At 79.3% G+C, this 1,302-nt stretch carries 1 protein-coding gene and 1 pseudogene; one reads left to right on the top strand and one right to left on the bottom strand.

The window, feature by feature from the left end; translation table 11 throughout:
* A pseudogene (locus EF903_RS32690) lies at window positions 1-127 on the top strand (IS481 family transposase); the annotation flags it as partial.
* Here the strand turns inward: EF903_RS32690 and EF903_RS32685 are convergent.
* The coding region (locus tag EF903_RS32685) for a hypothetical protein (protein ID WP_125548545.1) at window positions 124-1,302 on the bottom strand (1,179 nt) is incomplete at its 5' end. The pseudogene EF903_RS32690 and the gene EF903_RS32685 overlap by 4 nt on opposite strands.

Genomic DNA, 1,302 nt, shown 5'->3' with positions numbered 1-1,302 from the left:
AGAACAGGAGCGACGCGACGCCTTTCCCGGCTGGCTGCACACCTACAATCACCACCGCGGACACACCGCGCTCGCAGGCAAACCACCCGCCAGCCGCGTCCCCAACCTCACAGGGCAATACACCTAGTCGTCGCCGGGCAGGAAGTCCGCCGGCCCCGAGGGGTCGTCCAGGGACTTCATCAGGCGGTCGCGCTGCACCTCGTCCAGGGGGACGGGCGCGACGTCCTCGGCGTCGGTGAGGCGGCGGAAGCCGCCGCGCCGCTGGAGGCGGCCGGTGAGCCGGATCGGGACGCCGTCGAGGTGGGCTCGGCCGGCGACCCGGTAGGCGTCCTCGTCGAGGGCGGCGCGGGCGTACGCGATCTCCGCGCCGGACAGCACCCGCAGCCGTACGGTGCCCCCGCCGCCGGGGGCGGACCGGCGCATCCGGACGACCGTGCCGGAGAGCCGCACGGGCACGGCCGGCTCGGCGCGGGTGTAGCGGGCCGCGGCCTCGCGGAGGGCGGGCAGGTCCCCGGGGGAGAAGTCGACGGGCTCCGGGCGGGCCGCGCACCCGGGGGGCGGCCCGGCGGTCGGCGCCCAGGCAAGTTCGATCCGGGCGCCCTCGGAGCCGCGGACGAGGGCGATGAGCGCGTCGGCGAGCTCCCGGCTGACGCCGGCGGGGACCGCGGCGTCGAAGGCCTCCATGCGGCCCGTGGCGCGCCGGTAGTCGACGGCCTCCCGGGCGGCGTGCAGGGCGTGGTGCAGCCGCGCCACCGTGCCGCGGCCGCCGGCGACGGGCACGTACGCGGTCAGTGTGCGCCCGCCGGAATCGGGGCCGACGAGGATTCCGTCGAGGGCGCGTTCGGCACGGGCGCGGTGCCGGGCCCCGTGGTAGCCGACGCGGGCCCGGTCGGCGAGGGCCCCGGCGAGGAGGAGCCGGCGGGCGGCCGAGCGGAGCTGGTCCTGCACGCTCCAGGCGGCCTCGCCCGGGAGCCCGTACGCCCCTGCGGGCGCCTGGGGGACGCGGCGCTCCCAGCGGATCTCGTCGCTGGGGACGCCGAGGCCGTACAGCACTTCGCGGGCGGCGGGCAGGGCGCTGCGGGCGAGCGCGGCGAGGGCCTCTTCGAGGAGGTCGGTGCAGTCGGGGAAGGCGCGGCTCTCCGGGACGAGGATGCTGGCCGGGGCGGTGCCCGGGCCGGCGGCGGGCGGGGTCCAGCGGCCGAAGCGCCCGGCGGCGCCGCCGCGGCGCTGCCAGCCGTGCCTGCGCAGCAGCGCGCCGAGGACGGCGGGGTCGACGCGGGCGGGGTCGGGCGCCGCCGGGTC

This window comes from Streptomyces sp. WAC05292 (assembly GCF_003949955.1).
Taxonomy (GTDB): domain Bacteria; phylum Actinomycetota; class Actinomycetes; order Streptomycetales; family Streptomycetaceae; genus Streptomyces; species Streptomyces globosus.
Note: the sequence above shows the minus strand (reverse complement) of the source record. Positions and strands in the feature narration are given on the sequence as shown.